General features: G+C 63.7%; 5 protein-coding genes. 1 reads left to right on the forward strand and 4 read right to left on the reverse strand.

Annotation, left to right across the window (positions count from 1 at the left end):
• From KDH09_11045 to thrC, 4 genes are all read right to left on the reverse strand, one after another.
• Positions 1 to 316, reverse strand: a 316-nt coding sequence (locus tag KDH09_11045; protein MCB0220222.1) for a hypothetical protein, incomplete at its 3' end; no start/stop codon positions are given.
• A gap of 4 nt (positions 317 to 320) precedes the next feature.
• Positions 321 to 1,829, reverse strand: coding sequence for a hypothetical protein (locus KDH09_11050; protein ID MCB0220223.1), 1,509 nt, complete (start codon positions 1,827 to 1,829; stop codon positions 321 to 323).
• Positions 1,830 to 1,924: 95 nt separating this feature from the next.
• Positions 1,925 to 3,112, reverse strand: coding sequence for a PLP-dependent transferase (locus KDH09_11055; GenBank protein MCB0220224.1), 1,188 nt, complete (start codon positions 3,110 to 3,112; stop codon positions 1,925 to 1,927).
• A 48-nt stretch (positions 3,113 to 3,160) separates the two neighbouring features.
• Entirely contained in the window at positions 3,161 to 4,531 is a 1,371-nt protein-coding gene (gene thrC, locus KDH09_11060) for a threonine synthase (protein ID MCB0220225.1), read from the reverse strand.
• Between the two features lie 382 nt (positions 4,532 to 4,913).
• Between thrC and KDH09_11065 the strand changes: the two genes are divergently transcribed.
• Positions 4,914 to 5,394: hypothetical protein (locus KDH09_11065; protein ID MCB0220226.1), on the forward strand; the 481-nt coding region annotated here is incomplete at its 3' end.

Genomic DNA, 5,394 nt, shown 5'->3' on the forward strand with positions numbered 1-5,394 from the left:
AGGGCGCGGCGCTCGGCAGCACCAGTACCAGGGTCTGCGCAAAGTCGGCTTCTTCGCTGTCGGAGCAATAGAGTGCGTAACTCGTGGTCGCGACCGGGGCGACGGTCAGGACGCCGGTGGCCGGCACGGGGCCGATCGAGTTGTTGATGACGCAGTTGATGTAGTCGTCGGCGTCCCAGATGAGATTGGTCGGCTGGCCCGAGATGATCACGTCGGGCGAGGCGTAGAAATAGTTGATGTCGTAACAGGCGCCCAGTGCCAGAAGCACCGGCACCACCATCGCCACCCGGAGCATTTGCAGAATTGTTTTCTTCACTGACTTACCACTCCAGGAACTGGTTGTAGCGATAGGAAATATAGAAGGAGCTCAGTTCCAGATCGTCGCGCACCGGCGAGCCGCCCAGGTTCATCTGAACGTCGGCATCGTTCCACTTCCAGCCGAACTCGATACCCGTTTCGAATTCGTCCTGCACAAAATCAAATCCTCCGGCCACGCGCAGCAGGGGCGCGCCCCCGGCCTCGATCGCGCAGCCGCCCCAGGCCGTGCAACTCGCCTGATTTTCCTTCCACATGTTGATGTTCCAGCCGCCGCCGATACGGATGAAACCGGCCGAGGGCTCACTGTGGGTGGTGCGCAGCTTGATCTCGCCGCTCAGGGAAACCGTGTCGATGCGGCCGAAATCCACGCCCAGCAGATCGACATCGGCGCGCTCCCATTCGGTGACCATGCTCAGCGTCACCCAGCGCGCCGGCCGGTAATTGAGATGACCCGCCAGGTAGAGATTCGCGACGCCGTTGGGATCGTTGTCGCCCACCGTGGCGAGGATGCCGTGGCCGTAGCTGCCAGTGGGGTAGCCAAATCCAATGGCACCGCCCACACCCCACTCACGCTCGTAGGACCCGCCGCCGGAGCTTCTGAAGAGAGGCGATGCCCGTTCGGCCTGCCCGGCGCTGCCGGCAGGAATTTCCGTGACCACTGGAATGTGCGACTGCGCGTTCTCACCGGGCTGGAACTGAATTTCATGGGGCGCGTTGGCGCCTGCGTCGTGAACACGCGCGCTCGAGAGGACGAGCTTCCAGTCGTCGGTCAGGCTCACCAGCACCCGTACGAATACATTGCGCCCGGCGCTGCGCAGCGCGCGGGCCCCTGCCGGGTCGATGTCGATGCGCGCGCCGCTGATCGGGGAGACACCGCCGGGCAGGGCAAACTCCACGTAGCAGCACGTGGGCACGGCGCCCTCGGCGCCGGGAACCGGATCGAGCACGCGCAGCGGCAGGCTCATTTTTCCGGCCAGCACGTTGAGCTCGGCCTCGATCTGGCCCGGCTCCATGTCGGAAAAGCGGGCCAGCCGCTCGTGGCGCGCAGGATCGAGATCGCGCGCGCGAAGCGAAATTGCCGCGAGGGTTTCGAACCACTGGTCGCGCACCTCGCCTGAGCCCCAGGACGAGCTGTCCATGAAGGGTTCGCGCCCCGCGTCGGCAAGTCGCTGGGCCTCGCGTGCGTCGATGGCGGCCAGGCGTTGCTCGACCTTGCCTTCGCGATCGAAGATCACGGTCATCCAGCGCGGGCCGGTGGCGGTCGTGTATTTGTAGGTCGCCTCGTAACCGCCGGCCGCGTGGGAGACGATGAACTCGGGCGCGCCCAGGGCGTCCTGGACTTCCTGCGCCGTGGCGCCGCGGCTTACGCGACTAAAGTCGGGGTTGCTGGGCACGTTGATCTGCCCGCCCTGGTAGGCGCATCCGGCGACCAGCAAACCGATCATGCAGGTCAACCGGGCCAGCATCGCGCCGGCCGTGAGGGCTCTTCCGGGTGAGTTCGTGTTTGTCATGATGGACTTAAAATTAACGCCCCCGACACCGAAAGTCATCGGCGCGGGGGCGGTGTCGCCAATTGAGACGGTGCTTTCCGCTCGTCAGTTGCAGCTCAGCCGAGTTTCGTGAGCGCCTGCTCGAGGTCGGCGATCAGGTCCTCGGGGTCTTCGAGGCCGATGGAAAAGCGCACGAGCGTGTCTTTAATCCCCACGGCGAGGCGCTCCTCGCTCGAGAGCTCGTAGAAGCTCATCAGCGAGGGCTGCTCGATGAGGCTCTCGGCGCCGCCGAGGCTGGGGCCGATGCCGGGAATCTCGCAGGCGTCAATGAACTTCGAGATCTGTTCGAGCTTTCCGTCGAGCTCGAAGGAGACCACGCCGCCAAAGCCCTTCATCTGCGCCGCGGCCACTTCGTGGTGCGGGTGGGATTTCAGGCCCGGGTAATGCACGCGGGTCACCTTCGGGTGGGACTCAAGCCACTCGGCGATGCGCTGGCCCGAGGCGTTCTGCTGCTGCACGCGCAGACTGAGCGTCTTGAGTCCGCGGATGAGCAGATAAGCCGCGTGCGCGTCGAGAATCCCGCCGAGCATGCTCTGGCAGTCGCGGATCGCGCCGACGAGCGCCTCGCTGCCGCAGATCACACCGGCCAGCAGGTCGTTGTGACCGCCCAGGTATTTGGTCGCCGAGTGCATGACAAGATCCACGCCGAATTCCAGCGGACGCTGATTGACCGGCGTCGCAAAGGTCGAATCGATGAGGACCTTGATGCGGTGCTTCTTGGCAATGGCCACGACGCGCTCGAGGTCGAGCACATTCAAATAAGGATTGGTCGGCGACTCGCTGATGAGCAGGCGCGGCTTCTTCTCCTCGAAGAGCTTTTCCATTCCCTCGTAATCATCGGGGGCGACAAAGTGCACGTTCACGCCGAACTTGCGCAGCATGGTGTTGGAGAACTGCCGCGTCTTGCGGTAGCAGTCGCTGGTCAGCACGATGTCGTTGCCCTGGGAGAGCATCGCCAGCAGCGTGGTCGTCACCGCCGCCATGCCCGAGGAAAAGAGCAGCGCGTCTTCGGCGCCCTCTAGGGCGGCGATCTTTTTCTCCGCCGCGATCTGCGTGGGGTTGCCGTAACGGCCGTACTCCATCCGGTGGGCGACGCCCTCATGGTGGTCGCACAGTTCCTTCGTGTTCGCGAAGATGTACGTCGACGTCGCATAGATGGGCGTCGTCACCGCGGCTCCCGAATTGGGGGCCTCTTCCCCGGCGTGCACCGCCAGGGTCGCCAGCTTTTTCTTCTGCTCGCTCATTCTTGCTTCTTGCTCTCCGGCCGCGCCGGGTGCTTCACCCGCGCGACGCTATTTCTGCATCGCCTCGACGCGCTCGTAGATGGCGCGCTTTACTGCGTCGTATTCGTTGGGCAGTTCCACCGGCACGTTGCGATAGGTGGACTTGATCCCTTCGAGTTCCTCGCGGTGGTAGCCCACCTTGAACTCCGTAAACTTGAGCCCGTGGGCGGTGCTGATCACCACCACGCGGTCGTCCTTCTTGATCTCGTCGCGCTCTTTGAGCTTGAGCATCGCCGCCAGCGCGACGCCCGTGTGCGGGCAGTTGAAGGTGCCCGTCAGGTCGCAGCGCGCGGCCGCGTCGGCCAGTTCCTGCTCGCTGGCCTGCTCGACCACGCCGTCGAACTGGTTGAGTACCTTCACCGCCTTGTCGAAAGAAACCGGGTTGCCAATCTGAATGGCCGAGGCCAGCGTCTTTTTCGCCGTGATGGCCTCGAGCGGCGCCCACCCGTTCTTGTAGGACGTGTAGAGCGGGTTGGCGTGTTCGGCCTGCGCGCAGCAGATGCGCGGCACGCGGTCGATCATGCCCAGCTTGCGCATGAGCTCGAATCCCTTGCCCAGCGCCGAGACGTTGCCCAGGTTGCCGCCGGGAATCACGACCCAGTCGGGCACGGTCCAGTTGAACTGCTGGACGATCTCCACCGAAATGGACTTCTGCCCCTCGATGCGCAGCGAGTTCATGGAGTTGGCCAGATAGAGATTTTCCTGGGTGCAGATCTTCTGCACCATCTCCATGCAGCCGTCGAAGTCCGTGTCCAGCGAGAGCACCAGCGCGCCGTTGGCGACGGGCTGGATGAGCTGGGCCAGTGAAACCTTGTCGCGCGGCAGAAACACCACGGCCGGAATGCCCGCGGCGGCGGCATAGGCGCTGAGCGCGGCCGAGGTATCGCCGGTCGACGCGCAGGCCACGGCCGGGATCTGCTTTCCATCGGCGATCATCTGCTTGACCGCCGAGACGAGCACCGTCATGCCCAGGTCCTTGAACGAACCGGTGTGCGAGTTGCCGCACATCTTGATCCACAGATCCTCGACCCCTACTTCCTTGCCGAAACGCTCGGCCCAGAAAAGGTTCGAGTTGCCTTCGTACATGGAGACGACGTTCTCGTCGTCGATGTTGGGAAGGACGAATTCCTTCTTGCCCCACACGCCCGAGCCGTAGGGCCAGTTGTTGCAACCGATGCGGCTGTCGAAGAGGTCTTTCCACCCCTGCGCGTCGTGCACCGCCGCCAGGGCCTTGGGGTCGTGAACGACCTGGAGCAGCTCGCCGGTTTCGCGGCAGCGGTAAATGACATCGAAGACGTCGTAGCGATGGCCTCCACTGAGGTTCTCGAAATGGGCTTTGAGCTTGGGGGCTCCTTCTTTTGTAGCGGCCTGTGCCGACATGACCTGGCTCCTGCATTCCTAGCGACCCCGCGCCGCGCGTGCCTGCGCCCCGAAAAAGGGGGCAACCCGCACGCAGCCGGACCCGCTGGAGGGCGCTCAATGTAGCCTGAAGGGTCCGTCTCCCGCCAGTGGAGAGGCCCTCTCGGGGGCTCAAATGGGCGCTTTAATGCCCGGAATGCCCAAAAAATTGACGTAAAGAGGCATTTCTGGGTAGAATCGACCTGATTCGCACCAGCATGCACCGCTCCAGACTCCCCCAAAGGCGCTTTTGCGCCCGCTTGGCGGGGCTGTTTTCGGGCGCATTTTCCGGTGCGGACGCGCTTCGCAATCTCGGGCGGAGCAGCACGGCAAGGGGGGAGCGCGCCGATGATCGGCGCCGGGCATGGACGCTTTTTCCAAGAATCAGAAAATCATTCTGAACCGGATTCGGTATGCCTACCAGTTTTTCGTGCTGGCCGATCTCGACGGCACCCTGGTCCCCGGCGGAACCAGCGCCGCCCCCAAGCTCAAAGCCAAAGAACGCAAGATTCTCGAAACCCTGATCCAGGCCCCCAGCACCTATATGGGCGTGGTCAGCGAGCGGCCCGTCGATGAAGTGAGCAAATCCGTCCATGTACCCGGCGTCCACTACTCGGGCAGCCTGGGACTGGAATACGCCGTGCCCAAGGGCGCGCTCATCGAACTCGAGGGCGGCGAGGCGCTCAAGGGATTTGAAAAATTCACCGCCGAGCTCAAGAAACTGGCGACGAAGACCAAGGGCGCGACCTTCACCAACCTGGGTCTCTACACCGCAACCGACTGGTCGAAGGCCTCGGCCGCGGCGCGCAAGAGTTTTTCGGAATCCGCCCGCGAGCTCGAAGCCG

This window comes from Chrysiogenia bacterium, assembly GCA_020434085.1.
GTDB lineage: Bacteria > JAGRBM01 > JAGRBM01 > JAGRBM01 > JAGRBM01 > JAGRBM01.

Bases quoted from the DNA above. Each gene is read 5' to 3' on its own strand.
- thrC (MCB0220225.1), bottom strand. From the start codon at position 4,531: ATGTCGGCACAGGCCGCTACAAAAGAAGGAGCCCCCAAGCTCAAAGCC.
- KDH09_11050 (MCB0220223.1), bottom strand. From the start codon at position 1,829: ATGACAAACACGAACTCACCCGGAAGAGCCCTCACGGCCGGCGCGATG.
- KDH09_11055 (MCB0220224.1), bottom strand. From the start codon at position 3,112: ATGAGCGAGCAGAAGAAAAAGCTGGCGACCCTGGCGGTGCACGCCGGG.